General features: G+C 66.8%; 22 protein-coding genes. 17 read left to right on the plus strand and 5 right to left on the minus strand.

Translation table 11 applies throughout. The features are described from left to right. Window positions 1–14: 14 nt before the first annotated feature. The gene (locus tag B447_RS09085; RefSeq protein ID WP_002938929.1) at window positions 15–1,163 is read right to left on the minus strand and encodes an ABC transporter substrate-binding protein; all 1,149 of its coding nucleotides are present in this window, start codon (window positions 1,161–1,163) and stop codon (window positions 15–17) included. 346 nt (window positions 1,164–1,509) lie between these two features. Further along, on the minus strand, window positions 1,510–2,331 hold the full coding sequence (locus B447_RS09090) for an IclR family transcriptional regulator (protein ID WP_002938931.1): 822 nt from the start codon (window positions 2,329–2,331) through the stop codon (window positions 1,510–1,512). 64 nt (window positions 2,332–2,395) lie between these two features. Between B447_RS09090 and paaY the strand changes: the two genes are divergently transcribed. Next, window positions 2,396–3,019, plus strand: coding sequence for a phenylacetic acid degradation protein PaaY (paaY, locus tag B447_RS09095; RefSeq protein WP_002938934.1), 624 nt, complete (start codon window positions 2,396–2,398; stop codon window positions 3,017–3,019). A 19-nt stretch (window positions 3,020–3,038) separates the two neighbouring features. Here the strand turns inward: paaY and paaX are convergent, their stop codons facing one another. Further along, the gene (gene paaX, locus B447_RS09100) at window positions 3,039–4,133 is read right to left on the minus strand and encodes a phenylacetic acid degradation operon negative regulatory protein PaaX (RefSeq protein ID WP_232431600.1); all 1,095 of its coding nucleotides are present in this window, start codon (window positions 4,131–4,133) and stop codon (window positions 3,039–3,041) included. A 359-nt stretch (window positions 4,134–4,492) separates the two neighbouring features. Between paaX and paaN the strand changes: the two genes are divergently transcribed. The 13 genes from paaN (at window position 4,493) to B447_RS09165 (ending at window position 19,097) form a co-directional block, all read left to right on the plus strand. Then, a complete protein-coding gene (gene paaN / locus B447_RS09105) occupies window positions 4,493–6,160 on the plus strand; it encodes a phenylacetic acid degradation protein PaaN (protein ID WP_002938936.1) in 1,668 nt (555 codons plus the stop codon). Between the two features lie 10 nt (window positions 6,161–6,170). Beyond that, window positions 6,171–6,968: a 2-(1,2-epoxy-1,2-dihydrophenyl)acetyl-CoA isomerase PaaG gene (gene paaG, locus B447_RS09110; protein WP_002938938.1), complete on the plus strand. Its 798-nt coding sequence runs from the start codon at window positions 6,171–6,173 to the stop codon at window positions 6,966–6,968. Next, window positions 6,965–8,524, plus strand: coding sequence for a 3-hydroxyacyl-CoA dehydrogenase PaaH (gene paaH, locus B447_RS09115; protein WP_002938939.1), 1,560 nt, complete (start codon window positions 6,965–6,967; stop codon window positions 8,522–8,524). Before paaG ends, paaH begins: the two co-directional genes overlap by 4 nt. Next, a complete protein-coding gene (gene paaI / locus B447_RS09120; RefSeq protein WP_002938940.1) occupies window positions 8,517–8,984 on the plus strand; it encodes a hydroxyphenylacetyl-CoA thioesterase PaaI in 468 nt (155 codons plus the stop codon). Before paaH ends, paaI begins: the two co-directional genes overlap by 8 nt. 36 nt (window positions 8,985–9,020) lie before the next feature. Further along, window positions 9,021–10,346 (plus strand): phenylacetate--CoA ligase PaaK, encoded by a 1,326-nt coding sequence (gene paaK / locus B447_RS09125; RefSeq protein ID WP_002938941.1) that lies wholly within the window; start codon window positions 9,021–9,023, stop codon window positions 10,344–10,346. 10 nt (window positions 10,347–10,356) lie between these two features. Continuing rightward, entirely contained in the window at window positions 10,357–11,577 is a 1,221-nt protein-coding gene (gene pcaF, locus B447_RS09130; RefSeq protein ID WP_002938942.1) for a 3-oxoadipyl-CoA thiolase, read from the plus strand. Between the two features lie 16 nt (window positions 11,578–11,593). Further along, entirely contained in the window at window positions 11,594–12,379 is a 786-nt protein-coding gene (locus B447_RS09135; protein WP_002938943.1) for an enoyl-CoA hydratase-related protein, read from the plus strand. 107 nt (window positions 12,380–12,486) lie between these two features. Continuing rightward, a complete protein-coding gene (gene paaA / locus B447_RS09140; RefSeq protein ID WP_002929409.1) occupies window positions 12,487–13,491 on the plus strand; it encodes a 1,2-phenylacetyl-CoA epoxidase subunit PaaA in 1,005 nt (334 codons plus the stop codon). After that, complete coding sequence (gene paaB, locus B447_RS09145; protein WP_002929410.1) at window positions 13,488–13,784, plus strand: 1,2-phenylacetyl-CoA epoxidase subunit PaaB; 297 nt, start codon at window positions 13,488–13,490, stop codon at window positions 13,782–13,784. The genes paaA and paaB overlap by 4 nt, the downstream gene beginning before the upstream one ends. Further along, a complete protein-coding gene (paaC, locus tag B447_RS09150) occupies window positions 13,784–14,569 on the plus strand; it encodes a 1,2-phenylacetyl-CoA epoxidase subunit PaaC (RefSeq protein WP_002929411.1) in 786 nt (261 codons plus the stop codon). Before paaB ends, paaC begins: the two co-directional genes overlap by 1 nt. 11 nt (window positions 14,570–14,580) lie before the next feature. Further along, window positions 14,581–15,087, plus strand: coding sequence for a 1,2-phenylacetyl-CoA epoxidase subunit PaaD (gene paaD / locus B447_RS09155; protein ID WP_002929413.1), 507 nt, complete (start codon window positions 14,581–14,583; stop codon window positions 15,085–15,087). 18 nt (window positions 15,088–15,105) lie between these two features. Next, a complete protein-coding gene (locus B447_RS09160) occupies window positions 15,106–16,203 on the plus strand; it encodes a 2Fe-2S iron-sulfur cluster-binding protein (RefSeq protein ID WP_002938944.1) in 1,098 nt (365 codons plus the stop codon). A gap of 236 nt (window positions 16,204–16,439) precedes the next feature. Next, entirely contained in the window at window positions 16,440–19,097 is a 2,658-nt protein-coding gene (locus B447_RS09165; RefSeq protein ID WP_002938945.1) for a bifunctional acetate--CoA ligase family protein/GNAT family N-acetyltransferase, read from the plus strand. 19 nt (window positions 19,098–19,116) lie between these two features. On the opposite strand, the gene pap is transcribed toward B447_RS09165, so the two are convergent. Together pap and B447_RS09175 are read right to left on the minus strand one after the other, a co-directional pair. Next, entirely contained in the window at window positions 19,117–20,598 is a 1,482-nt protein-coding gene (gene pap / locus B447_RS09170) for a polyphosphate:AMP phosphotransferase (protein ID WP_002938946.1), read from the minus strand. Window positions 20,599–20,659: 61 nt separating this feature from the next. Continuing rightward, on the minus strand, window positions 20,660–21,382 hold the full coding sequence (locus B447_RS09175; protein WP_002938947.1) for a 16S rRNA (uracil(1498)-N(3))-methyltransferase: 723 nt from the start codon (window positions 21,380–21,382) through the stop codon (window positions 20,660–20,662). Between the two features lie 50 nt (window positions 21,383–21,432). Here B447_RS09175 and B447_RS09180 point away from each other — a divergent pair, with 50 nt between their 5' ends. The 3 genes from B447_RS09180 to B447_RS09190 all read left to right on the plus strand — a co-directional run bounded on the left by B447_RS09180 (window position 21,433) and on the right by B447_RS09190 (window position 25,299). Then, window positions 21,433–22,242 carry an inositol monophosphatase family protein gene (locus tag B447_RS09180; protein WP_002938948.1) on the plus strand — a complete coding sequence of 270 codons (810 nt, stop codon included), beginning with the start codon at window positions 21,433–21,435 and terminating at the stop codon, window positions 22,240–22,242. Between the two features lie 84 nt (window positions 22,243–22,326). Continuing rightward, a complete protein-coding gene (locus B447_RS09185; RefSeq protein ID WP_002938949.1) occupies window positions 22,327–23,202 on the plus strand; it encodes a phosphoribulokinase in 876 nt (291 codons plus the stop codon). Between the two features lie 96 nt (window positions 23,203–23,298). Beyond that, on the plus strand, window positions 23,299–25,299 hold the full coding sequence (locus tag B447_RS09190; protein WP_037982609.1) for a methyl-accepting chemotaxis protein: 2,001 nt from the start codon (window positions 23,299–23,301) through the stop codon (window positions 25,297–25,299). Window positions 25,300–25,338: the final 39 nt, after the last annotated feature.

Consider the following 25,338-nt stretch of genomic DNA (forward strand, 5'->3'; position numbering starts at 1 on the left):
CCGCGCCTCAGGACTTACTTGAGCAGCGACCAGGTGCCGTTGCGGATCTCGATCATCACGCGCGAGCGCTCGTCCAGACCAAGGTGGTCATCCGCGCTCATGGTGTAGATGCCGGTCGCACCCGCCACCTCCTTCACGCCCTCGAGCGCGTCGCGCAAGGCGCTGCGGAACTCGGCCGACCCGGGCTTGGCCACCTGCAGCGCAACCGGAGCGGCCGCTTCGAGTAGCACGCCCGCATCCCAGGCGTAGGCACCAAAGCTCGACACCGAACCCTCGCCATGCACCGCCTCGTACTTCTCCACATAGGCCAGCGCGCTCGCCTTGACCGGGTGGCTGTCGTCGAGGCTGCGTGCCATCTGCACCGGACCGACCGGCAGCAGCGTGCCTTCGCAGTCCTTGCCGCAGATACGCAGGAAGTCGTTGTTGGCCACGCCGTGCGTCTGGTAGATCGGCCCCTTGTAGCCACGCTCGCGCAGCGTCTTCTGCGGCAGCGCGGACGGCGTACCCGAACCGGCGATGAAGACGGCATCCGGCTTGGCGGCCATGAGCTTGAGTGCCTGGCCGGTCACCGAGGTGTCGGCCGGGTTGAAGCGCTCGTTGGCAACGAGCTCGATCCCCTTCTCCTCGGCCTGCTTCTTGAACTGCTCGAACCAGCCTTCGCCGTAGGCGTTGGCAAAGCCGATGAAGGACACCCGCTTCACGTTGTTGGCGGTCATGTGCTCGACGATCGCCGAAGCCATCTGCTGGTCGTTCTGCGGCGTCTTGAAAATCCAGCGCTTCTTGTCGTCCATCGGCGACACGATGCGCGCCGAAGCGGCAAGGGAGATCATCGGCGTACTGGTCTCGGCCGCGACATCGATCATCGCCAGCGAGGCCGGGCTGGTCGTCGAACCGATCAGCACATCGACCTTGTCCTCGGCAACCAGCTTGCGCGCGTTCTTGACCGCCGTGGTGGTGTCCGAAGCGTCGTCGAGCACGATGTAGCGCACCGGCTCGCCACCGATGGTGGTCGGCAGCAGCGCCACGGTGTTGCGCTCCGGGATGCCCAGCGACGCCGCAGGACCGGTGGCCGAGACGACGACACCGACCTTGATTTCGGCGTGGGCGGCGGAGGCGGCAAAGGCGAGGCTGATTGCTGCCAGCAGGGTGTGACGCAGTTTCATGGTTTCTCCTCCGATATTGATGCAAACAGCCGGGTACCCGTGACGGGCCTGTCTCACGGCGCCGCCCCGGACTTCGGCGCCTTGTGCTTCTGGACCTTGCCGAGAACCTGGCCGAGGCATCTGCCCGGACCAAATTCTGCATTACAGAAAACGTTTCTCTTATTAGAAATGATACAAAACAGCGCGTCAAGACATTATTTTGTATCGCATGAACACCCTGCCTGCGCCCCTCAGCCCCAACAACGAAAAAGGCAGGAGGACGCTCACCATCGAGCCTCCTCCTGCCTCATCCGCACTCTCATCCGCGACCTTCGCCGCGGTCGTGCCAAGCCCGCGCCGTGCCGCTCTATTGAATATCGGCGTCCATCGCAAGCGAGTCCAACGTGGCGCCAAGCCGTCGCGAGAGCGCTGCCGCGGTACGACGCAGCGCCGCAATCGTCTCGCCATCCATGGAGAGATCCATCGACCCTTCGACACCGACGAGCGCGATCGCCATGGTGATCTCGTTCTTGAAGTTGAAAACCGGCGCCGCAGCAGCTTCGACGCCGCGCGCAAAATAGTCGCCACTGAGGACGACGACACCGGACTCGCGCACCTGCGCCAGCAGCGCCCGCGCGTCCTCAAGGTTCGCAACCCCCGCGGGCGCCCTGCCCGTCTCCAGTTCACGACGCAGCAGGGCTTCGGTCTGGCGCTCGGGGAGCCAGGCCGCAAACACGCGCCCACCCGCCGAGCGCAGCAGACTCAGGTGCGTACCGGTGACAACGTTCACCGTGATCGGTCGGCGCGGACGCTCCCAGCGCACCACCACCGGACCGGCATCGCTCCACACTGTGAGGGCGACGGTCTCGTTGGTTTCGTCACGCAGATCAGTGATCGCGAGCAGACCCAGACGGATGCGATCAATGCGATCGAGGGCCACCAGGCCGAGGTTGAGCGCAAAGGGTCCCAGGTCGTAGCGCGAGGTCAGCCGGTCCTGCTCGACCAGCCCGCTGCGGATGAGGCTGACCAGATAGCGGTGCGCCTTCGACGGCGGCATGCCAGCTGCCTCGGCGATCTCCTTGAGCATCATCGAACGCCTTCCCGTCGCCATCGCGCGCAGAATGCTCATGCCCACCTCGAGCGACTGAACCCCATGCTTGCCGTCAAGTTCTTCGTTCGCGCTGCCCATCGGGACTGTTCCTTATTGGAGAAATCGTTTATTTATATGTAACACAAACCTCAGGAGCGCGCGCGTGATCAAGCCGGAACTCAAAGTCTATGCAATCGATGGCATCGTGCCCGCGGTCGACCCGACCGCCTACGTTCACCCCTCGGCGATCCTTATCGGCGACGTGATCATCGGCCCGGGCTGCTATGTCGGCCCCTGTGCCAGCCTGCGCGGCGACTTCGGCCGCCTCATCCTGGAACGCGGTGCAAACCTGCAGGACACCTGCGTCATGCACGGTTTCCCGGGCACCGACACGGTGGTTGAAGAGGACGGCCACATCGGTCACGGCGCCGTACTGCACGGCTGCCGCATCGGGCGCAATGCGCTGATCGGAATGAACGCGGTGATCATGGACAACGTGGTGATCGGCGAGGAAGCCATCGTCGCCGCCTCGGCCTTCGTCAAGGCGGGTGCGGAGATCCCGGCACGCGTGCTCGTCGCCGGCGTGCCGGCAAAGGTCGTCCGCCCGCTCAGTGAAGACGAGATCCGCTGGAAGAGCCAGGGCACCGCGACCTACCAGGACCTGACCCGGCGCTGCCTGGCAACGCTATGCGAAACGACACCGCTGGCCGCGGTCGAACCTGGCCGCAAGCGCATCGAGATGCCGGACGTGATCCCGCTCGTCGAAACCCGCAAGCGCGAGGGCTGAGCCCCGCGCAAGCACTGCATCAGGTCGGCAGGGAAAGCAGGTCCGGGTCCCGGAAACGCTCATGCAGGCGCGGCGACGCCTCGGGCACCGAACCGTCGGCAAGCTGGAAGCAGGCATCGAGGTGGCGTTCCGACGCGCTCAGAAGCCTGCGGTAAAGCTCTCGGCAAAGCAGCCGGGCCTTCTGACCCGGCCAGTCGGACGGCAGCAGGACGTCGGGCAGCACCGGATCGCGCAGGAGCAGACGACGGTAGTCGTGGATCAGCAGCACGCGCAGCAGCAGGGCTGTCTCATCGCTCGTCTCGAAGCTGCCCTCGCGCAATTGCCCCAGCACGGGCCGATAGCGCGCCACGAAGTCCCGATACAAGTCAGCAAGGTGCGCCAGGTCCCAGGCCGAATGCACCATCGCCGCATCCGTCGCCGCCGCGCCCAGCGCAGCGTCCGCCGCGATCAGCGGCTTCAGCCGATCGAGCAGGCTGCCCAGGCCCTCGGCCACGAGCGCGTCAAAGGTTGCGATCAAGTCAACGCTTGGATGCACGAAGCAGTCGTTGTTGAGTGCCCCGAAGCCGTGCCACGTCAAGGCCTTGCGCAGGCGATCACGGTCCCGGGACGAAAACTCGCCGACAGTGACGATCAGCCGCCAACGCCGGTCCCATTGCGGCATCGCAGCTGCGTAGATGAGCCGCGACGCCTCATCCATGCGCTGCTCTGCCGACGGCGTGAGCAGGTAGTCGGTCCGCCGCCCTGCAGGCGCACTCGCCAGCCACTCGTCACGCACCAGACGAAACACCGCCGTCCGCACGAGACGCTCATTGAGACCCAGAGGCTGGAGCAAGCGGATGAGGCTCCCCAGCCAGATGCGCCCTCCCCGCGGCACCACGGCATCGCCGAACACCGAGATGATGAGCGAGCCCGCATGCACACGGTCTTTGCGACGGAAATCGTCGAGGATCTGCTGCGAGGGAGAGGACACGATAGTGGCGGGAGAGCGTGCATTTTGGGGGCGGAAGTCTAGCGGATTCAGTGGCTTGCGTACAGGCAGATGACGCCCTTCAGGCACCTCTTCGGCAACGCCGAGCCCCCGTTTCGAAGCCATCGCAGCACCGCCGCCGATCACTCGCGCCACGCCCCACCCACCATATCGAAGCCGGTCCGAGGGCAGGCTCTCGGCGCTGCAGCGGACGATCTGAAAGAATCCACAAAACGACTCCTGAAAACACTTTTTATTGTCATTTTTGTATCACATCAACAACCACCATAGATCATAAAAACTTTCTATGGAAAATATACAGGACCTGAAGTACAGACGAAATAAATCATATCTATATGTTTTTATTGTTATTTTGTTTTACGGAACATCTTTCCAATAGTGTAATACGAGCATTTTCAACAACATCAGAACGATACTTTCTATTGACCATTTGGCATCACATTTGTATCGTTTGAACACAGAACCACTCCCCCGGAGAGAGACGAATGAGCCACCCCCTTCTTGACAAGCACCGTGACACCCTCGATGGCGCGCTGTCCGCGATTGCGACGCGTGGCTACTGGACGCCCTTCCCGGAGATGCCGAGCCCGAAGCTCTACGGCGAAACCTCAGCCGACGACGGCAAGCGTGCCTTCGAGGCGCACCTGGGCAAGCGCTTCGAGTTCGATCAGCCAGGCCAGACCGGCTGGCACGGAGGCGAAGCCTCGCCCTACGGCATCGCGCTCGACGTCAGCTACCCGGTGTGCGACCCGGATGCACTGATCTCTGCCGGTCTCGAGGCCATGAAGGGCTGGCAGGCCGTGGGAGCGGATGGCCGCACCGGAATCTGCCTGGAGATCCTCGACCGCCTCAACAAACAGAGCTTCGAGATCGCTCACGCAGTGATGATGACCACCGGCCAGGGCTGGATGATGGCTTTCCAGGCCGGCGGCCCGCACGCCCAGGACCGCGGGCTCGAGGCCGTAACCTATGCCTGGCGCGAACAGAGCTTCGTGCCCGCTGAGACCACCTGGGAAAAGCCGCAGGGCAAGAACCCGCCCCTGGTCATGAAGAAGCACTTCCAGGTCGTCGGCCGCGGCGTAGGTCTGGTGATCGGTTGCGGTACCTTCCCGACCTGGAACACCTACCCGGGCCTGTTTGCAGCACTCGCCACCGGCAATGCAGTCATCGTCAAGCCGCACAGCAACGCCATCCTGCCGGCAGCGATCACCGTACGCACCATCCGCGCCGTGCTCGCCGAGAATGGCATCGACCCCAATCTGGTGAGCCTGTGCGTCGCCACCCAGCGCAGTGTCACCCAGAAGCTCGCCACCCACCCGGCGGTCAAGTCGGTCGACTTCACCGGCAGCAACGTGTTCGGCCAGTGGCTGATCGACAACTGCCGCCAGGCCCAGGTCTATGCCGAGCTCGCCGGCGTGAACAACATCGTCATCGACTCCACCGACAGCTACAAGGCAATGCTCGGCAACCTGGCCTTCACGCTGTCGCTTTACTCCGGCCAGATGTGCACCACCTCGCAGGCGATCTTCGTGCCCGCGGGCGGCATCGAGACCGAAGACGGCCACAAGAGCTACGACGAGTTCTGCGCCGACCTCGCCCGCGCCGTCGAGCGTTTCCTGTCCAAGCCCGAGGTCGCTCACGCGGTGCTCGGCGCGATCCAGTCGGCCGACACCGCAGAGCGCATCGACATCGCCAACAGCGGCGAACTGGGCAAGGTGGTGCTCGCCTCGCAGAAGCTCGACAACCCGGAGTTCCCGAACGCCAAGGTACGCACCCCGGTGCTGCTCGCCTGCGACGCCGCCGACGAAAAGGCCTACATGGAGGAGCGCTTCGGACCGATCAGCTTCATTGTCAAGGTCGCCGACACCGCCGCCGGCATCGCGCTGTCCGAGCGCGTAGTCAGCGTCCATGGTGCGCTCACAGTCGGTCTGTACTCGACCAAGCAGGCCGTCATCGACGCCATGACCGAGGCCACCTGGCGCGGCAAGGTTGCGTTGTCGATCAACCTCACCGGCGGCGTGTTCGTGAACCAGTCGGCCGCCTTCTCCGACTACCACGGCACAGGTGGCAACCCGGCTGCCAACGCCTCGTACGCGGACTCCGCCTTCGTCGCCAACCGCTTCCGTGTCGTTCAGCGCCGCTATCACGTCTGAGGAGGCGCTCGTGGAATACCAGAACATCCAGTTCGCGGTGGAGGCGGGCGTCGCCCGCCTGACACTCAACCGCCCTGACAAGCTCAACAGCTTCACTGGCGACATGCATGCCGAACTGCGTGACGCACTGGACCGCGTGCACGCCGACCATGCCACGCGCGTGCTGGTGCTGAGCGGCGCCGGGCGGGCCTTCTGCGCCGGCCAGGACCTCGCCGACCCCGACATGGCCACGCAGCCCGACGGCCGCCTGCCCGACATCGGCGACGTCGTCGACAAGAACTACAAGCCGCTGGTGCTGCGCCTGCAGAACCTGCGCGTACCCACCATCGCCGCCGTCAATGGCATCGCCGCCGGTGCCGGCGCCAGCCTGGCGCTGGCCTGCGACCTGGTGGTGGCGACGAAGTCGGCGTCCTTCCTGCAGGCGTTCAGCAAGATCGGCCTCATCCCCGACACCGGCGGCACCTGGTTCCTGCCCCAGCGCGTCGGCATGGCACGCGCCATGGGCCTGGCCCTGCTCGCCGACAAGCTGCCCGCGGAGAAAGCCGCCGACTGGGGCCTGATCTGGGCCGCGTACGACGACGCCGAGTTCGGCGCCAAGGTCGACGCGCTCGCCACCCAGCTCGCCGCCATGCCCACCAAGGCGCTGGTGCGCACCCGCCAGGCCATGCACGCCGCCCCCGGCCACACCCTCGAACAGCAGCTCTCCTTCGAAGGCGGCTTCATGCGCGAGTTGGGCTGGAGCGCGGACTACGCCGAGGGCGTCGCCGCCTTCACTGAAAAGCGCGCGCCGAGGTTCACCGGGAAATGATCGTGAACGCCACCCAGACCTGCAAACCCGTCGCACACGCATTGCCCACCTCGGCCATCGTCGCCGTGGTCGGTACCGGTGCCATGGGTGCCGGCATCGCACAGGTCGCGGCTGCGGCCGGCCACGTGGTCAAGCTGCTCGATAACCGACCGGGCGCCGCCGCCAAGGCAATCGAGGGCATCCGCGCCCAGTTCGGCAAGCTTGCCGACAAGGCGAAGATGAGTGCCGAGGCCGCACAGGCCGCAAGCGCGCGCCTGGTCGCCGTCGAGCAGCTCGGCGATCTCGCCGATGCCGCACTGGTCATCGAAGCTATCGTCGAGAACCTCGAAGCCAAGCAGACGCTGTACCGCAACCTGGAAGAGATCGTCGCTGCCGACTGCATCTTCGGCACCAATACCTCCTCCATCTCGGTGACCTCGATCGGCGCCGCACTGCAGCGCCCCGAGCGCCTGGCCGGCCTGCACTTCTTCAACCCGGCGCCGCTGATGAAGCTGGTCGAGATCGTCTCCGGGCTTGCCACCGAGCGCGCCGTGGCCGACACCCTGTTCGCCACCGCTGCGGCTTGGGGCAAGACGCCGGTGCATGCACGCTCGACCCCGGGTTTCATCGTCAACCGTGTCGCCCGGCCGTACTACGCCGAGGCACTGCGCGTCCTCAATGAAGGCGGTGGCGACTGTGCCACGGTGGATGCCATCATGCGTGACGCCGGCGGCTTCCGCATGGGGCCGTTCGAACTGATGGACATGATCGGCCACGACGTAAACTTCGCCGTGACCCGTTCGGTATGGAACGCGTTCTACAACGATCCGCGCTTCACCCCCTCCCTGATCCAGCAGGAGCTGGTCGACGCCGGTTTCTACGGGCGCAAGTCGGGACGCGGCTTCTATGATTACCGCGACGGCGCCGAGCGTCCCGGTGCGCAGGTCGCCGTGGCGCAGCAGGCACCCGGCGACATCGTGCTGCATGGCCACTCGGCCGTGGCCCATGCGCTTGCCGATCGCCTGTTCGAACGCAAGATCGCCCACACCTGGGGTGAGGCCGCAGACGGCCGCATCGCCGAGGTGGGCGGCGCAGTGATCTTCGTGACTGACGGCCGCACGGCCACCCAGCGCGCCGCCGAGTCGGGCATCGACAATGTGGTGTTGATCGACCTCGCACTCGACTACGCCAGCGCTCCCCGCCTGGCCGTCGGCGCCGCGATCAACTGCTTCGCCCCAGCCGTCGGCGCCGCTATCGGACTGCTTCAGGCCGCCGGCTTCGAGGTCTGCCGCCTCGGTGATACGCCGGGCCTGGCGGTGATGCGCACGGTCGCCATGCTCGCCAACGAAGCCGCCGACGCCGTGCATCAGGGCGTATGCGATGCCGCGGCCGCCGATGCGGCAATGAAGCTCGGCGTTAACTACCCGCGCGGCCCGCTCGAGTGGGCCGACCGCATCGGCCTCCCGGCCATCTGCACGGTGCTCGCCAACCTCGCCCGCTTCTATGGCGAAGACCGCTACCGCGTCTCGCCGCTGATCCAGCAGCGCGTCCTTGCCGGAAAGAAGATCCATGACTGATATCCAGACCATCCCCACGGACCCGCAGGCCCTGGCCGAAGCCGTGGCCGCTGCAATGTGGTCGCGCGACCGCGCCGCCCAGGCGCTGGGCATCCGCATCGAGGCCGTCGGCCCCGGCACCGCCACGCTCAGCATGCTGGTGCGCGGCGACATGGTGAATGGCCACCACATCTGCCACGGCGGCCTCATCTTCTCGCTTGCCGACACCGCCTTCGCCTACGCCTGCAACGCCTACAACCGCAACACCGTGGCCTCGGGCTGCAACATCGACTTCGTCGCCCCCGGCAAGGAAGGCGACACGCTCACCGCCGAGGCCATCGAGCGCTCGGCCTCGGGACGCACCGGCGTCTATGACATCACCGTGCGCGACAGCAGCGGCAGGACGGTCGCGCTTTTCCGTGGCAAGAGCTACCGCATCGCCGGCGAGGTCATCGCCGGCCTGGCAGCAGAACAGGCCTGAGCGGCCCCCGAAGAACAGAGAGGAGAGGACAACATCATGACCGTGAAGCGCCCCCAGCCCGGCGAACTCGACCCGATCGAGACCGCCAGCCGTGACGAGATCTCCGCCCTGCAACTGCAGCGCCTGCAGTGGTCGGTGCGCCACACCTACGACAACGTCGCAGCCTACCGCATGCGCTGCCAAGAAAAGGGCGTGCACCCCGACGACCTCAAGTCGCTCGCCGACCTCGCCAGGTTCCCGTTCATGACCAAGACGGACCTGCGCGACAACTACCCCTTCGGCCTGTTCGCCGTGCCGCGCGACAAGGTACTGCGCCTGCATGCCTCGAGCGGTACCACCGGCAAGTCGGTGGTGGTCGGCTATACCCGCAACGACCTCGACAACTGGGCCGACGTCGTCGCCCGTTCGCTGCGCGCCGCCGGCGTGCGCGCCGGCGACATGGTGCACAACGCCTATGGCTACGGCATGTTCACGGGCGGCCTCGGCGCCCACTACGGCATCGAGCGCCTGGGCTGCACCGTGGTGCCGATGTCGGGCGGGCAGACCGAGAAACAGGTGCAACAGATCGTCGATTTCCGCCCCGACGCAATCATGGTCACGCCGTCGTACTCGCTGGTGATCGCAGAGGAGTTCGAGCGCCTCAACATCAAGCCCGAGGAGATCTCGCTCAAGGTCGGCATCTTCGGCGCCGAGCCCTGGGGTGAAGGCATGCGCGCCGAGATCGAGCGCAAGCTCGGCATCGACGCCATCGACATCTACGGCCTCACCGAAGTCATGGGGCCGGGCGTAGCCTGCGAGTGCATCGAGACCAAGGACGGCCCGGTGATCTGGGAAGATCATTTCTACCCCGAGATCATCGACCCCGACACCGGCGAGGTGCTGCCCGACGGCGAGGAAGGCGAGCTCGTGTTCACCTCGCTCACCAAGGAAGCCTTCCCGGTCATCCGCTACCGCACCCGCGACCTCACCCGCCTGCTGCCGCCGACTGCACGTTCGTTCCGCCGTATCGGCAAGATCACCGGGCGCTCGGACGACATGCTGATCGTGCGCGGTGTGAACGTGTTCCCGACCCAGATCGAGGAGCAGATCCTGCGCGACAAGCGCCTGTCCGGCAATTACCAGATCGTGCTCACCCGCGACGGTCACATGGACAACGTCGAGGTGCGCTGCGAAGTCCAGCGCGAGTTGTCGGGAGCGCTCAGCCGCAACGACACCGAGCTGATCGCGCGCGAACTGCAGTCCCACATCAAGACCATCATCGGCATCACCACCAAGGTGAGCGTGATGGAGTTCGATACCATTCCGCGCACGCTGACCGGCAAGGCCCGCCGCGTCATCGACCAGCGCCCGAAGCAGCTCTGAGGAGCGCACGATGACACAAGCCTCAACGCCCCAAGCCTTCATCTGCGACGCCATTCGCACCCCGATCGGCCGCTACGGCGGCACGCTCGCAGCAGTGCGCGCCGACGATCTCGGTGCCGTGCCGCTCAAGGCCCTGATGACCCGTAACCCGCAGGTCGACTGGGCTGCGGTGGAGGACATCATCTACGGCTGCGCCAACCAGGCCGGCGAGGACAACCGCAACGTCGCACGCATGTCCGGCCTGCTCGCCAGGCTGCCGATCGAGGTCCCCGGCACCACGGTCAACCGCCTGTGCGGCTCCGGCATGGACGCCATCGGCCTGGCCGCGCGCTCGATCAAGTCGGGCGAGACCGCGCTGATGATCGCTGGCGGCGTCGAGAGCATGTCGCGCGCGCCCTTCGTGATGGGCAAGGCCGAAAGCGCGTTCTCGCGCCAGGCCGCGATCTACGACACCACCATCGGCTGGCGCTTCATCAACCCGATGATGAAGAAGCTGTACGACACGCACTCGATGCCGCAGACCGCGGACAATGTCGCCGCCGAGTTCGACATCTCGCGCGCCGACCAGGACGCCTTCGCGCTGCGCTCGCAACAGCGCTGGGCCGCCGCCCACGCCGCCGGCCGTTTCGCGGACGAGCTGGTACCGGTAGAGATCCCGCGCAAGAAGGGCGAACCGATCGTGTTCGACACCGATGAGCATCCGCGCCCCGACACCACGCTCGAGATGCTGGCCAAGCTCAAGGGCGTCAACGGTCCCGAACTCAGCGTCACCGCCGGCAACGCCTCGGGCGTCAATGATGGCGCGTGCGCAGTGCTGCTGGCCTCCGAAGCCGCCGCCGCGGCGCACGGCCTCACCCCCCGCGCGCGCGTCGTCGCCATGGCCACTGCCGGCGTGCCGCCGCGCATCATGGGCTTCGGCCCGGCGCCCGCGGTGCGCAAGGTGCTGGCCAAGGCCGGCCTCACCCTCGACCAGATGGATGTCATCGAACTCAACGAAGCCTTCGCCGCACAGGCGCTCGCCGTGGTCCGCGACCTCGGCCTCGCCGACGACGAGGCGCGCGTGAACCCCAACGGCGGCGCGATCGCCATGGGCCACCCGCTCGGCATGAGCGGCGCGCGCCTGGTCACCACCGCGGCCTACGAGCTGAAGCGCCGCAATGGCCGTTACGCGCTGTGCACCATGTGCATCGGTGTCGGCCAGGGGATCGCGATGATCATCGAGCGCGTCTGAAGCACAGGACATGGCCATGACCTACGACACTCTCGCCATAGAACGCTGCGGCGCCGTCGCCACCGTCTGGATGGATCGCCCTGAGGTATTCAACGCCTTCGACGAGCAGCTCATCGCCGAACTCGCCGCTGCCTGCGCGGCGCTCGACGCCGACGCTGGCGTGCGCGTGGTCGTGCTCGCCGGCCGTGGCAAGCACTTCTCGGCGGGTGCAGACCTGAACTGGATGCGCCGCGCCGCCGACAGCAGCGAAGCCGACAACCTCGCCGATTCGCGCAAGTTCGCCGCCATGCTGCATACGCTGGCAAGCATGTCGAAACCGACAATCGCCCGCGTACAGGGCGCCGCACTTGGCGGCGGCACCGGCCTGACCGCGGCCTGCGACATGGCGATTGCCGCGGCCGACGCCAGCTTTGCGACCTCCGAGGTCAAGTTCGGCATCATCCCCGCGGTCATCAGCCCGTACGTACTGCGCGCCATCGGCCCGCGCCACGCGCTGCGCTACTTCCAGAGCGCCGAACGCTTCGGTGCAGCGGAGGCCAAAGCAATGGGACTGGTCAGCGAGGTCGTTGCCGTGGATGAACTCGACGCTGCCGTGGACCGCCTGGTCCAGGCCCTGCTGGCCTGCGGCCCGCAGGCCCAGCTCGCAGCCAAACAGCTGATCGCGGCGATCAACGGGCGTCCGATCGACCCCGAGGTCGGCGAGGAAACCGCGACCCGCATTGCCCGCCAGCGCGCCACCGCAGAGGCACGCGAGGGCTTCGCAGCCTTCTTCGAGAAGCGCCAGCCCGCATGGATGGCATGAACCCCCGCCGCGCCCGGAGCGCAGCGGACCACTGAGGAAAGGGCGGGCCACACGTCCCGCGTTCCGCACCGGCATTCTCCGGCGCGGTGTTTGCTAGGAGGAAACACATGTACACCCAGGCAATGGACATACCGGATGAGTCCGGGAAGAAGCTCGCCGTCGTCGCAGGGCAGAGCGAGCAGGAAGCCGCGTTCGAGGCCCGCATCGACGCCGACGGCCGCATCGAGCCGCAGGACTGGATGCCGGACGCCTACCGCAAGACCCTGGTGCGCCAGATCAGTCAGCATGCCCACAGCGAGGTCGTCGGCATGCTGCCCGAGGGCAACTGGATCTCGCGCGCGCCCAGCCTCAAGCGCAAGGCGATCCTGATCGCCAAGGTGCAGGACGAGGGCGGCCACGGCCTCTACCTTTACTCCGCCGCCGAAACGCTTGGCACCAGCCGCGACGAAATGATCGACGGCCTGCTCTCGGGCCGTGCCAAGTACAGCTCGATCTTCAACTATCCGACCCTGAACTGGGCCGACGTGGGCGTCATCGGCTGGCTGGTCGACGGCGCTGCGATCATGAACCAGATCCCGCTCTGCCGCTGCTCCTACGGCCCCTACTCGCGCGCCATGATCCGCGTGTGCAAGGAGGAATCCTTCCACCAGCGCCAGGGCTACGAGGCCCTGCTGGTGATGATGAAGGGCACCGAGGCACAGCGCGAGATGGTGCAGGACGCAGTCAACCGCTACTGGTGGAAGTGCCTGGCCATGTTCGGGCCGCCCGACGCCGACAGTGCGCACAGCGCACAGGGCATGCGCTGGGGCATCAAGCGCATCAGCAACGACGACCTGCGCCAGAAATTCATCGACGCCACCGTGCCGCAGGCCAAGGTGCTGGGCGTCACCCTGCCCGACCCCGACCTCAAGTGGAACGAGGCGCGCGGCCACTACGACTACGGCCAGATCGACTGGCAGGAATTCTGGAACACCGTCGAGGGCAACGGCCCCTGCAACAAGGAACGCCTGGCCACCCGCGTCAAGGCACACAAGGACGGCCAGTGGGTCCGCGACGCGGCCATGGCCCATGCACGCAAGCAACAAGAACGCGCACAAAAGGAGGCAGCATGAACACCCCCGCACTCAAGGATTGGCCGCTCTGGGAAGTCTTCGTCCGCAGCAAGCAGGGTCTCGAGCACAAGCACTGTGGCAGCCTGCACGCAGCCGACGCCGCCCAGGCCCTGCACATGGCGCGCGACGTCTACACCCGCCGCCAGGAGGGCGTGAGCATCTGGGTCGTGCCTTCGGCCGCGATCACCGCCAGCAACCCGGACGACAAGGGCGAGCTCTTCGACCCGGCTGCGGACAAGATCTACCGCCACCCGACCTTCTACGAAATTCCTGAAGAAGTGGGGCACATGTGATGAGCAAGGCACCCGTCGAATACTTGCTGCACCTGGCCGACAACGCCGTGGTGCTCGGCCAGCGCGACGCCGAATGGTGTGGCCACGGCCCCATCCTGGAAGAGGACCTCGCGCTCGCCAACGTCAGCCTCGACCTCATCGGCCAGGCCCGCCTGCTCTACCAGCTCGCCGCGGCGCGCATGGGCAACGGCGCCACCGAGGACGCCCTGGCCTACTTCCGCGATGACAAGGACTTCCTGAACTACACGCTGGTCGAGCTACCCAACCACGGTGCCCTGGTCGGCTACGCGGCCGCAGACCGCGACTACGCCACCACCATCGTGCGCAACTTCCTCTACAGCGCGCTGATGGTGCTGGTGTGGGATGCGCTGCAGAAGTCGCCCGACAGCGACCTCGCCGCCATCGCCGCCAAGTCGCTCAAGGAGGCACGCTACCACCTGCACCACGCCGCCGACTGGCTGGTGAAGTTCGGCGACGGCACCGAAGAGTCGCATGCCCGTGCCCAGGCTGCGCTCGACCACCTGTTCCGCTACACCGAGGAGTTCTGGACGCCGAGCGCAGTGGAAGACGCCGCCATCGCCTCCGGTGCCGCAGTCGACGTGCGCACCCTGCGTGCCGCCTGGGACGCCATCGTCGCCGACACCCTCGCCGAGGCCACGCTGAAGCGACCCGAGGTGCGCGGTTACATCCCCGAGGGCAAGCACGGCCGCCACTCCGAGCACCTGAGCTACCTGCTGGGCGAGATGCAGGGCCTGGCGCGCGCCCACCCCGGCGCAACCTGGTAAGGCGGCAAGCCATGAGCAGCACGATCGAAAAAGTCTGGGCCACCCTCGAGCACCTCACCGATCCCGAGATCCCGGTGGTGACCCTGCGCGAGCTGGGCATCCTGCGCGAGGTGCGCGAGACCGACGCGGGCATCGAGGTGGTCATCACGCCGACCTACAGCGGCTGCCCGGCCATGGGCCAGATCGAGGACGACGTGCGCGCAAGCCTGGACCAGGCCGGCATCGCAGCGCGGGTGATCACCCAGCTCGCGCCGGCCTGGACTACCGACTGGATGAGCGACGAGGCCAAGGAAAAGCTGCGCGCCTACGGCATCGCCCCGCCCCACCGCACCTGCGGCAGCGGCGGCGACGTCAGCGTGGTGCACTTCGTGCGCCGCGTGCAGGCCGAACCGGTGGCCTGCCCGCGCTGCGGCTCCATCCACACCACGGTCACCTCCCAGTACGGGTCGACGGCGTGCAAGGCACTGTACAAGTGCCTCGACTGCCAGGAGCCCTTCGACTACTTCAAACCCTATTAAAGCCGGAGCCCAAACGTCATGTCAGCACTCCGTTTCCAAGAACTCGCCGTCAAGCGCGTGAGCCCAGAGGCCGCCGGCGCGGTGGCAATCACGTTCGATATCCCGCCTGCCGAGCGCGAACGCTTCACCTTCGAGCCGGGCCAGTTCCTCACCCTGCGCGCCACCATCGACGGCCAGGACGTACGCCGCAACTACTCGATCAGCAGCCCACGCAGCCGCCTCGCCCGCGATGGCGAACTCGAGATCGGCATCCGCCCGGTCGAGGGCGGCCTGTTCTCGAACTGGGCCACGCGTGCGATCAAGGCCGGCGACACCCTTCAGGTCATGCCGCCCGATGGACGCTTCGTGGTCAGGAAGAAGCGCGCACTGCACCGCGTTGGCTTTGCCGCCGGCTCGGGCATCACCCCGATCCTGTCGATCGCCGCGACCACGCTCGAGGAGCAGCCGGACGCCAAGTTCACGCTCATCTACGGCAACCGCCGCATGTCCACGGTGATGTTCAACGAGGAGCTGCAGGACCTCAAGGACCGCTACCGTGACCGCTTGACGATGATCCATGTGCTATCGCGTCAGGCCCAGGAGGTCGACCTGCTGCAAGGCCGCATCGACGGTGACAAGGTGCGCGCCATCATCGGCGCCCTGCTCCCCGTGGGCAGCATGGACGAAGTCTTCATCTGCGGCCCCGATGAGATGATCATGGCCACCGAATCGGCTCTGGTCGAGGCCGGCGTGCCGGCAGACCGTATCCGCACCGAGCGCTTCACTGTCAACCTGCCCGCCGGCGCCCAGCCCGTCGGCGCATCGAGCAGCGCCGAAGCCGCCGCCGCCGCAACCAAGGACATCACCATGACCTTGGTGCTCGACGGCAAGGAACACGAGATCGCCATCGGCCCGGACGACCACCTGCTCGACGCCGCGCTCAACGCCGGCCTAGACCTGCCGTTCTCGTGCAAGGCGGGCGTGTGCTGCACCTGCCGTGCCAAGGTGCAGGAGGGCGAGGTGGTGATGGACAAGAACTTCACCCTCGAGGCGGCCGAAGTGGCACAGGGCTTCGTGCTCAGCTGTCAGGCACGGGCGACGACCAAGCGGCTCAAGATCAGCTTCGACGAACGCTGAGCGCGCGGGGCGGCCACGGGCCCGCGGCTGGCGCCGTGGGAGCGGGCCGAGCCGCGAGCGGTTGAAGGCAATCGCGGCAACTGCCCTGCCCGCATCCGTACCCTTGCAACGGCCGTCTCGACGGCCGTTGGCGTTTTCGAGGCGAGGCGCCAGCGGATGCTTACTGATACACATCAACAAAGAAAATCAATTTATCTGGTATCACTTAAGCCCTAGCCACCTCTGCGCCCACCGCCATGTCCAGCCACCACGCCCTGAGCACCGCCTTCGAACCGGCGTCGATCGCCGTCATCGGCGCTTCGGACTCACCCGGCTCGGTCGGCCGCATCATCTTCCGCAACCTGGTCGAGGGCGGCTACCGCGGCACGCTGCACGCGGTGAACCCGAAGTACGAGCGCATCCAGGACCACCCCTGCCATCGCTCGATCGAGGACATCGGCCGCCCGGTCGACCTCGCCATCATTGCCACGCCCGCGCGCATGCTGCACAACGTCACTGCCCAGTGCGGGCGCAGCGGTGTGCGCAATGCCATCATCGTCGGCGCCACCGGGCGCACACTCGAGCGCCGCATCATCGAGACCGCGCGTGAAAGCGGCTTGCGCCTGCTCGGACCCGGCAGCCTGGGTATCGCCCGCCCGGGCAGCGGGCTCAACGCCGCGCTCACCCGCATCGCGGTCAAGCCGGGCGAAATCGCCCTGGTGTCGCAGTCGGGCGCACTGTGCTCGGTCGTGCTGGACTGGGCCTCCACACAGGGCGTGGGCTTCTCGTCGGTGATCTCGCTCGGCGGCACCGTGGACATCGATTTCGGCGAGATCCTCGAATACCTGACCCACGACCCGCAGACGCGCTACATCCTGCTCTACGTCGACCACATCCGTAATGCCCGCCACTTCATGAGCGCACTGCGCTCGGCGGCACGCATCAAGCCGATCATCGTGCTCAAGGCGGGCCGTCACGGCGCGGACGAGAACGACACGACCGCAGCTGCACACGGTGGACTCGCCGACGTGGTTTTCGACGCGGCCATGCGCCGTGCGGGGGTGGTGCGGGTCAACAATCTCGACCAATTGTTCTTCGCCACCAAGGCGCTCTCCTGCGGCTTCCGTCCGCGCGAGGACAGCCTCGCCATCGTCTCCAACGGCAGCGGCCCGGCCGACCTCGCCGCCGACCGCGCCAAGGACCTCGGCACCACCCTGGTCAATCTCGGCTCGCCCACCATCGCGGCACTCGAGCGCCTGGGCGGACGCGAGCGCCGCAGCCACAACCCGCTCGACCTCGGCGGCGACGCGAGTCCGCAACGCTATCGCGACGCCATCCTGGCACTCGCCGAGGACGCCGCAGTGACCAACCTGCTGGTAATCCTGTCGCCGCATGCCCTCGTGGAGCCGGTCGAAGTCGCCCAGGAGATCATCGACCTCTCGGCGCAGCTGCGGCTCAAGCTGTGCTGCTGCTGGATGGGCGGCGGCCAGGTGGCCGAGGCGCGCAGCCTGCTCGAACAGGCCGGCATCCCCGTATTCAGCGCCCCCGAGGCCGCGGTCGAGTTGCTCCACGACATCTCCCGCTTCCATCACAGCCAGACACTGCTGCTGCAGACCGCGGGCGGCGGCGCGGCGGCCTACCGTCGCAGCGGCGGGGCACGCGTGCTGATCGAAACCTTGCTCAACCAGCGCCGCCACACCCTGTCGGCGATGGAGTCCAAGGCCCTGCTACGCAGCTACGGCATCGCGGTCACGCCCACCACGGTCGCCCACGATGCCACGCAGGCCCTGTTCGTCGCCGAGCAGGTCGGCTTCCCGGTGGCGATGAAGGTCGACGCTGCCGAGCTTGCCAGCAAGTCGGAGTCGGGCGGCGTACGCCTCAACATCAACACCGCCGAATCGGTGTGGAGCGCCTACCACGACATCGTCGATGCGGTCCGCCTGCGCCACCCCGAGGCGCACATCACTGGCGTAGCGATCGAGCCCTACCTGTACCGGCCGCGCGCCCGCGAGTTCAGCATCCAGGTCGTACGCGACGCCATCTTCGGCCCGGTGATCAGTCTCGGGCCAGAGGACGCCTCGGCGCCACGCACCTTTGCGCTGCCGCCGCTCAACCCGGTGCTGGCGCGCGACCTCATCGACACGGCCATGCCGACTGCGCCGCGCGGCCCCCGCAGCCCTGCGGGCACGCTCAACCGCGCCGCCGTCGAGCAGGTGCTGGTATCGGTGTCCGACCTGGTGTGCGAATTGCCCTGGGTGCGCGAACTGGAGATCGGCCCGCTCATCATCGACGCTGAGGGTGCAGTGGCGGCGGACGCGCGCGTCGTCATCGACCAGGGCCTGCCTGCCGGCAGCGACCGCTATGCCCACATGGCGATCCATCCCTATCCGCTGCACCTCGTCCAGGACTGGAAGGTCGGCGACGGCCGCGCCGTGCGCACCCGCCCGATACGCCCGGAAGACGCCGGGCTGCTGCTGGCCTTCTTCAACGGCCTGAGCGCCGAGACCCGCTACATGCGCTTCATGGAGGAGCTGGACGAACTCAGCCCGGCGATGATCGCGCGCTTCACGCAGATCGACTACGACCGCGAGATGGCACTGATCGCCACGACGCCCGACGACGCGGGTACCGAGCAGATGATCGGCAGCGCGCGCTATGCGCTCGCTGCCGATGGCGAGTCGGTCGAGTTCGCCCTCGTCGTCGCCGACGGCTGGCAGCGCTTCGGCCTCGGCCGCCGACTCATGGGGGCGCTCATCGAAGTCGCCCGCGCCAAGGGCTATCGCAGCATCTTCGGCGACGTGCTCGGCAACAACCCGAAGATGCTGCGCCTGATGCACGGCCTCGGCTTCCTGGTCCAGCCCCACCCCGAGGAGAGCGCGCTGCGGCGGGTGGTCAAGGCGCTGCACGGCAAGTGAGCGCTCCCGCGCCGCAGCCTCAGCCGAGTGCTGCCTCGAGGCGTTCGCAGATCGTGCGCAGCACCTTGATGCGGGCGAAATGCTTGTCGTCAGCCTCGACCAGGGTCCACGGCGCGTACTCGGTACTGGTGCGATCGACCATGTCGCACACCGCACGGCTGTACTCGTCCCACTTGTCGCGGTTGCGCCAGTCCTCCTCGGTGATCTTGAAGTGCTTGTGCGGCTCGGATTCACGCTCCTTGAAGCGGGCGAGTTGCTCGTCCTTGCTGATCGCAAGCCAGAACTTGACGACAACCGCGCCGGCACTCGCCAGTTCGTCCTCGAAGTCGTTGATCTCGGCGTAGGCACGCATCCAGTCGGCCTCGGAACAGAAGCCCTCGACGCGCTCGACCAGCACACGGCCATACCAGGAGCGGTCGAATACGACCACCTTGCCGCGCCGCGGCAGGTGGCGCCAGAAGCGCCACAAGTAGGGCTGGGCGCTTTCCTCGTCGGTCGGCGCCGCGACCGGGATGACGCGGTACTGGCGCGCATCGAGCGCGCCGACCACGCGGCGGATCGCGCCGCCCTTGCCCGCCGCATCCATGCCTTCGAACACCAGCACCAGCGCGCGCGTGCGAAACGCCGGCGAGCGCGACAGCAGGGCAAGTCGCCCCTGCAGGCGCTCGAGCTGGTCGTCGTAGTCCTTGCGTCTCATGTCCTGGCGCACGAGCGCGTCGAGCACATTGAGCCCATCGACGCGCGGCGGCAGCGGCGCGACCGACAGCCGGGGCGTCCAGTGCTGGGATGCGGCATCGAGCCGGCGGCGCAGCGCCGACAACAGCGTGCGGCCGACGAACAGGGCTCGGTAGTTGGCGTCCGAGCCATCCACGATCAGCCAGGGCGCCGCAGCCGTGCTCGTCGTCCGCAACACATGCCCCGCCACCTCCCGGTAGCGTTCGTAGAGGTTGTAGTAGCGCCAGTCGCGCTCGGTCACCCGCCAGCGCGTGCGCGGATCCTTCTCGAGCGCCTTCAGGCGCGCCTTCTGTGCGTCCCGCGGCAGATGGAACCAGAACTTGATCAACAGCACGCCCTCTTGCGCGAGCATCGACTCGAAACGGCGGATGTCGTCGAGGCGCTTGTCGAGCTCGGCCTTCTTCGAGGTCCGGTCGACGCGCTCGAAGATGGGCTGGGTATACCAGTTGCCGAACATGACGGCGATCTTTCCGCGCGGCGGCAGCGCCCGCCAGAAGCGCCACATGTAGGGTCGCTCCGACTCCTCCGCGCTCGGCGCGTCAAACGCCCAGGTCTGGATGTGGCGCGGATCCATCCACTCGTTGAGCAGGTTCACCGTCTCACCCTTGCCGGCCTTGTCGACGCCATTGACGAGGACGACGACGGCGAACTGCCTGAGTTCGAGCAGGTCCAGCTGCGCATCGAGCAGCTCTGCACGCAATGCCGGCACCGCCTGGCGGTAGGTGTCCTTGTCGGTGCTGTGGCCAAGCTCTGCGGATTCGAACATTCCCCTCCCCCTTCGATCTTCGTTGTCGCGCCGCGGGCGCTATGCGGACCTGCCGATCCGTTCAGTAGTCGCCCCAGCGCGCCTGCAGCACCGCCAGCGCCGCCAGACCTGCGGTCTCGGTGCGCAGTACGCGGGGGCCGAGCACGATGCGCCGGCAGCCAGCAGCATCGAAAGCTGCCAGTTCGCTCTCGCTCCACCCCCCCTCGGGACCGACAAGCAGGTGAACCGGCCCAGCGGGCGGCGGCTCTTGCGCAAGCCCCACCCGCCCACCCGGGGCCAGCACGAAGTTGGTCGCCGCCCTGTTCGCGGCGAGCCATTGCAGCACCGGCTGCATCGGCCGCAGCTGGGGAATGCGGTTGCGACCGCACTGCTCGCAGGCCGACACCGCGACCTGCTGCCAATGCACCAGCCGCTTGTCCGCGCGCTCGCCGGCCAGGCGCAACACCGAGCGCTCAGCCTGCACCGGCTGGACAGCGGCAACGCCGAGCTCGACCGCCTTCTGCACCACCCAGTCCATCTTGTCGCCCGTGGCCAGGGCCTGCACCAGCACCACCTGCAGCGGCGACTCGCGCTCGATGTCGCGCCGCGCCCCGAGACGCGCGAACGCGGCCTTGCCGCGCACCACCAGCTCGGCCTCGACCTCGCCGCCATGGCCGTCGAAAAGCACCAGACCAGCCCCGTCCGGCAGCCGCAGAACACGCACCGCGTGGTGTGCCAGCGCCTCCGGCAGGGCGACCTCGCCACCGTCCGGGAGGCGACCATCAAAGTGGAATCGTGAAATCATCGTAAAATTATAGGCCCGAGCATCGCTCCCCCGAGCGCAAGGAGTTCCGCATGCCCACTGCAGCCATACGCCTGTCCCGCGCCCGCGCCCTCGAATCGATGGTGCGCGAGGTGGCACGCGAGGAAATCCTGCCCCGTTATCTCAAGTCCGCGCGCAACCGCAAGGAGGACGGCTCGCTCTTCACCGAGGCCGACGTCGAGTCCCAGCGCCGCTTCAGCGAGGAGCTGCCGAAGCTGCTGCCCGGCGCGGTGCTCGGTGAGGAAATGACCGCGGCCGAGCAGGCCCACCTGTGGAACGAGGGCGCTCGCGGCCTGTGGTGCATCGACCCGATCGACGGCACCACCAACTTCGCCAACGGCATCCCGCTGTTCGCAGTGTCGATCGCCTACCTGATCGACCACCAGCCGGTGATCGGTGTCGTGTACAACCCGATCACCGACGAATCCTTCTACGCCGCCCGCGGTGCGGGCGCCTTCCTCAACGGCGCCGAGCTGCCGCTGCGCAGCGGCGCCGTCAGCCTGCGCGACGCCGTCGCCGGCGTGGACTTCAAGCGCATCAGCCACCACCTGGGCGACGAACTCGCGGTGCGCCCGCCCTACTACTCGCAGCGCAACTTCGGCTCCAGCGCACTCGAATGGTGCTTTGTCGCCGCCGGCCGGCTCGATGTCTATCTGCACGGCGGACAGATGCTGTGGGACTACGCCGCTGGCCGTCTCATCCTCGCCGAGGCCGGCGGCCAGGCCGAAGCGCTCGACGGCGGTGAGCTCATGGCCGGTCCAGCCATCAAGCGCGGCGTGATCGCAGCGGTCACGCCCTCGCTATTCACCGAGTGGTCGGCGTGGGTGAAGGGACGCTCCTGAGCGCCCCCGCTCCTCTGCACGCACCCGCGAATACATCCAAGCCCGCAACACCCCACAGCCGTCGGCCGTAGGCGGAGAACCCCCATGTCCATGAAGCACCCCATCATCGCGGTCACCGGCTCTTCGGGCGCGGGCACCACCACGGTCAAGCACACCTTCGAGGCGATCTTCCATCGCGAGAACGTGAACCCCGCAATCGTCGAGGGCGACAGCTTCCACCGCTACACCCGTGCCGAGATGAAAACCCTCATCGAGGACGCCGAACGCGCAGGCCAGCGCGGCATCAGCCACTTCGGCCCGGAAGCCAACCTGCTTGCCGACCTCGAGAGCCTGTTCCGCTCATACGGCGATGCCGCCACCGGTCGCCGCCGCTACTACATACACAACGAGGCGCAGTCGATGCGCTGGAACCTGCCGATGGGTACCTTCACCGAATGGGAAGACCTGCCGGTCGGCACCGACTGCCTGTTCTACGAGGGCCTGCATGGGGCAGTCGTCACCGACAGTTCCGATGTGGCGCGCCATGTCGACCTGTTGATCGGCGTCGTGCCCACGATCAACCTGGAGTGGATCCAGAAGCTGCACCGCGACACCAAGCTGCGCGGCTACACCGCCGAGGCCGTGCAGGACACCATCCTGCGCCGCATGTACGACTACGTGCATTACATCGTGCCGCAGTTCGCCCGCACCCACATCAACTTCCAGCGCGTGCCGGTCGTCGACACCTCCAACCCCTTCATCGCCCGCGACGTGCCGACCCAGGACGAATCCATGGTGGTGATCCGCTTCAAGGATCCGCGCGGCGTCGACTTCCCCTACCTGCTGCGCATGATCCACGACGCCTTCATGAGCCGGGCCAACACCATCGTGATTCCGGGCGGCAAGCTCGACCTGGCCATGCAACTGATCCTCACGCCGCTGATCTGGAAGCTCATGGAACGACGCCGGCAGTGGGTATGAAAGCGCTCAAGTCAGCCCCCGGCGCGCCGTTAGCAGCATGAACGGCGCCGTCCGCGGGACTGCTGCCCCACCCCGACTCACAAGGATCGACCAGCCATGCCCGGAATGTTGTCCAGCCTTCGTGCAAAGCTGCTGACCGCCACGCTTGCAGTGGTGGCTACAGGTTTCACCGTCACCATCGGCGTGATGTCCTACCAGAGCTACAACGCCGTGCTCGAGCAAGGTGACATTCGCGCCAAGCGCACCGCCGAGCTCGCAGCCAAAACCGTATCGCAGCACCTCGACCATTCGATGACCACCGCACTCGGCCTGCGCCATGTGCTCGAAGGCCTGCACAGCCACGGCGCGACCGACCGCGATGCGGTCAATGCCATCCTGCGCCGCCTGCTCGATGGCAATCCTGCCCTGCTTGGCCTGTTCACCGGCTGGGAACCCGATGCCTTTGACGGTGATGACGAACAGTTCGCCAACACCCCCGGTCACGATGCCAGCGGCCGTCTGGTGCCTTACTGGAACCGGGGCGACGGCAGCCTCGCAGTGGAGCCGCTGGTCGACTACGACCAGGCAGGCGCCGGTGACTATTACCAGACCCCCAAGCGCACCGGCCAAGCGTTTGTATCCGACCCGTACGAATACGAGGTGGGGGGTCGCAAGATGCTCATCGCCTCGCTGGTGCACCCCATCATGGTCGGGGGCCGCTTCCACGGCATCGCCGGCGCGGACATCGCACTCGATGCGATGGGTCAATGGCTTGGCGGCATCAAGCCTTTCGGCGTAGGCCATGTCACCGTCCTCAGCCAGTCGGGGACCATAGTCTATGGCCCCGACCGCAGTGCGGTCGGCAAGATGGCAAGCACGCTGCCGGCTGCGGCGCTCAATGCCCTGGCCCGAGGGGAAGAGTACCGTTGGCTGGACGACGCCGGCATCAGCCACTTCCTCGAACGCATCGACATCAAGGGCGCCGAGCGCGCATGGGGAGCGATCGTATCGGTACCCCAACAGGTCATCACCGCATCGGCGGATCAACTGCTGCGCACCGCAATCATGCTCGGCCTGCTCAGCCTGGCGCTGACTGCCGGCGTCATCTTTACCCTGTTGACCGCACTGACGCGCCCGCTCAACCAACTCGCAGGGGCGATGGAAGAGCTCGCAGGTGGCGAGGGCGACCTCACCCGTCGCCTGGACATTCGCAGCAACGACGAACTCGGGCGTGTCGCTGGCAGCGTCAACGCCTTCCTGAGCACGCTGCAGCGCATGTTCGTCGAGGTTCGCGACCAGAGCACGACCCTGGAGCACGGCCTGCGCACAGTCACCCAGGCAACCCAGCAGGTCGCGAGCAGCTCGCGCACCCTGGCAGGCACCTCCAGCAGCAACGCTGCCACCGTCGAGCAAGTCACCGTCTCCATCGGACATATCGCCGAACACGCCCGCGAAGCGGACGAAACCATGCTCCATACAAGCGCAGTGTCGCGTCGCAGCGCAGCGGCGGTGGGCGCCATGGAACAGCAGATGCAAGGCATTGGCTCCACAATGGAAGGACTTGCCGCCTCGCTCAGCGGGCTGGAGCAGCGCTCGGAGCAGATTGCCGGGGTCGCCCAGGTCATCCGCGACATCGCCGACCAGACCAATCTGCTGGCGCTCAATGCGGCCATCGAGGCCGCCCGGGCAGGCGAACAGGGTCGTGGCTTCGCCGTGGTCGCCGACGAGGTGCGCAAGCTGGCCGAACGCACCGGCTCAGCCACGCTGGAGATTCGTGCCACCATCGAGTCCATCCGCAACGAAACACAGGCGGCGGTCGACGGCATGAAGCAGGCTCGCAAGGCCGTCGACCTGGGGATGGTCAAAGCGCACGAAGTCGCCGGCGAGATCGGATCGATCGAGACACAGATGGACCAGGCGGCAGGGCGTGTCAGGGAGATCGCCGAAGCCACCCAGGAGCAAAGCGCCGCCGCCACACAGCTGGCACAGTCGATCGAGGAGGCCTCGCTCATGGTGCAAACCACCGATGAAGCCATTCAGGACGCCTCGAACACCATCGACGAACTCGGACAGACTGCCGAACGCCTCGGCAAGCTGGTGGGGCGCTTCCGTCTCTAGCATTCCTTCGACATATCCCCCCGCAGTTGGCGCCAGCGC

This window comes from Thauera sp. 27 (assembly GCF_000310125.2).
GTDB lineage: Bacteria > Pseudomonadota > Gammaproteobacteria > Burkholderiales > Rhodocyclaceae > Thauera > Thauera mechernichensis.

What these genes read in the sequence shown, in the direction of transcription:
- pcaF (WP_002938942.1), top strand. Translation starts at nt 10,357, where the DNA reads ATGACACAAGCCTCAACGCCCCAAGCCTTCATCTGCGACGCCATTCGC.
- B447_RS09135 (WP_002938943.1), top strand. Translation starts at nt 11,594, where the DNA reads ATGACCTACGACACTCTCGCCATAGAACGCTGCGGCGCCGTCGCCACC.
- paaB (WP_002929410.1), top strand. Translation starts at nt 13,488, where the DNA reads ATGAACACCCCCGCACTCAAGGATTGGCCGCTCTGGGAAGTCTTCGTC.
- B447_RS09085 (WP_002938929.1), bottom strand. Translation starts at nt 1,163, where the DNA reads ATGAAACTGCGTCACACCCTGCTGGCAGCAATCAGCCTCGCCTTTGCC.
- B447_RS09175 (WP_002938947.1), bottom strand. Translation starts at nt 21,382, where the DNA reads ATGATTTCACGATTCCACTTTGATGGTCGCCTCCCGGACGGTGGCGAG.
- paaD (WP_002929413.1), top strand. Translation starts at nt 14,581, where the DNA reads ATGAGCAGCACGATCGAAAAAGTCTGGGCCACCCTCGAGCACCTCACC.
- paaC (WP_002929411.1), top strand. Translation starts at nt 13,784, where the DNA reads ATGAGCAAGGCACCCGTCGAATACTTGCTGCACCTGGCCGACAACGCC.
- paaA (WP_002929409.1), top strand. Translation starts at nt 12,487, where the DNA reads ATGTACACCCAGGCAATGGACATACCGGATGAGTCCGGGAAGAAGCTC.
- B447_RS09160 (WP_002938944.1), top strand. Translation starts at nt 15,106, where the DNA reads ATGTCAGCACTCCGTTTCCAAGAACTCGCCGTCAAGCGCGTGAGCCCA.
- paaK (WP_002938941.1), top strand. Translation starts at nt 9,021, where the DNA reads ATGACCGTGAAGCGCCCCCAGCCCGGCGAACTCGACCCGATCGAGACC.
- B447_RS09190 (WP_037982609.1), top strand. Translation starts at nt 23,299, where the DNA reads ATGCCCGGAATGTTGTCCAGCCTTCGTGCAAAGCTGCTGACCGCCACG.
- paaH (WP_002938939.1), top strand. Translation starts at nt 6,965, where the DNA reads ATGATCGTGAACGCCACCCAGACCTGCAAACCCGTCGCACACGCATTG.
- pap (WP_002938946.1), bottom strand. Translation starts at nt 20,598, where the DNA reads ATGTTCGAATCCGCAGAGCTTGGCCACAGCACCGACAAGGACACCTAC.
- paaN (WP_002938936.1), top strand. Translation starts at nt 4,493, where the DNA reads ATGAGCCACCCCCTTCTTGACAAGCACCGTGACACCCTCGATGGCGCG.
- B447_RS09090 (WP_002938931.1), bottom strand. Translation starts at nt 2,331, where the DNA reads ATGGGCAGCGCGAACGAAGAACTTGACGGCAAGCATGGGGTTCAGTCG.
- B447_RS09180 (WP_002938948.1), top strand. Translation starts at nt 21,433, where the DNA reads ATGCCCACTGCAGCCATACGCCTGTCCCGCGCCCGCGCCCTCGAATCG.
- paaI (WP_002938940.1), top strand. Translation starts at nt 8,517, where the DNA reads ATGACTGATATCCAGACCATCCCCACGGACCCGCAGGCCCTGGCCGAA.
- B447_RS09165 (WP_002938945.1), top strand. Translation starts at nt 16,440, where the DNA reads ATGTCCAGCCACCACGCCCTGAGCACCGCCTTCGAACCGGCGTCGATC.
- B447_RS09185 (WP_002938949.1), top strand. Translation starts at nt 22,327, where the DNA reads ATGTCCATGAAGCACCCCATCATCGCGGTCACCGGCTCTTCGGGCGCG.